This window comes from Priestia sp. P5_B4 (assembly GCF_056400385.1).
In genome coordinates this window covers 1-1,340 of sequence record NZ_JBFULJ010000978.1, presented here as the reverse complement: position 1 = coordinate 1,340, position 1,340 = coordinate 1, and the positions used below count along the sequence as shown (strand labels likewise).

Genomic DNA, 1,340 nt, shown 5'->3' with positions numbered 1-1,340 from the left:
TGTTCGCATAAGGGATGGGTAGACGTTGTAGCGCTTGGTGCGGCTATTTTGCCTCACCAAATTCATTTTATGGCAAAAAAGGAGCTTTTTAATCATATACTCACTAGTAATGTATTAAAAAAACTCAACGCATTCCCAGTAGATCGTAACAACCCGGGACCTAGCAGCATTAAAATACCTATTAAATTAGCAAAAGAAGGACATATCGTCGGGATTTTCCCTAGCGGCACGCGAACAGAGGAAGACGTTCCCTTAAAAAAAGGAGCAGTCACTATAGCGAGCATAGCAAAGGTTCCTATTGTACCCGCAGTTTACAAAGGACCTGCCAATGTAAAAGAACTATTTTCGAAGGGTCCTATTGTTATCTCCTTTGGAAAACCTATCTACCTTGGAGAAGATAAACTGACAAAAGATCGCCTTGCGGACGTGTCAAATCATTTAACATCTTCAATTCGTGCGTTAGAGGAAACAGCAAGATAACTTCATAGCGGAGGTGCACCATGAAGGATTGGGTACAGAGAAAGCTAAACGATGTAATTAGTGATGATGTGCAGGCAAAAATGAAAGAAAAGATGGCTGAAAGCGGGGTAACCGTTCCTATATCCGCTTCTATGCTCATGCGAATTTTTCAAAAGCAAATGACAAAGCAAGATCAAATTCAGCAATTTTCTATTTCATTTCAAGACTCCTATATTCACGTGAATGGAATTATTAAAAAATTTCTAGTGAGAATTCCATTTTCCATTGTGCTAGAACCTCTTGAGGCAAAAGAACGTACGCTTCTATTCAAAATCCATGAAATGAAACCTCTTAATCAAAATTGGATCAACTATCGAATTTTTCACAAGCCGCCTGTTACTACGTATGAAGAAAAACAAATTCATATCAATCTCAATGAAATTGATAAAGTCAAGGTCATTCCAGTAGGGAAAATCAAACAATTTTCAATACAAGATGAAAAGCTTCGAGTGAAAATTGGTTTATAAATGGTTGTAAATAAAATGTAGAAATAGTTTTTTTAGAAAGAAAACCTTTTCAATTCAGCACTTAATTCGATTAGGTGCTATTTCTTTATAATTTTTATAAAATTTTTAGAATTTTTCGTCTCTAACTATTGTGACACGCTTCCCTAAAGTTGTACAATGTAACTTATATAGAGGTTTAAGCGAAAAACCCGTAAATATAAAGAGCAAGGAGAAACAACTATGACAACTTATTCAATCGATGTAACACTAAGTCAAACAAAAAAAGAAAAGCCGCAATCTGATCAATTGCAATTCGGGAAAATCTTCACGGACCATATGTTCATTATGGATTATACAGAAGGCCAAGGATGGCAC

General features: G+C 36.0%; 2 protein-coding genes and 1 pseudogene. All 3 read left to right on the top strand.

Annotated elements, in window-relative coordinates:
• The coding region (locus tag AC1DRF_RS28045) for a lysophospholipid acyltransferase family protein (RefSeq protein ID WP_477742314.1) at window positions 1-480 on the top strand (480 nt) is incomplete at its 5' end.
• 20 nt (window positions 481-500) lie between these two features.
• Window positions 501-986, top strand: coding sequence for a hypothetical protein (locus AC1DRF_RS28040; protein ID WP_013057211.1), 486 nt, complete (start codon window positions 501-503; stop codon window positions 984-986).
• 219 nt (window positions 987-1,205) lie between these two features.
• Window positions 1,206-1,340: pseudogene (locus tag AC1DRF_RS28035) on the top strand (branched-chain amino acid aminotransferase); the annotation flags it as partial.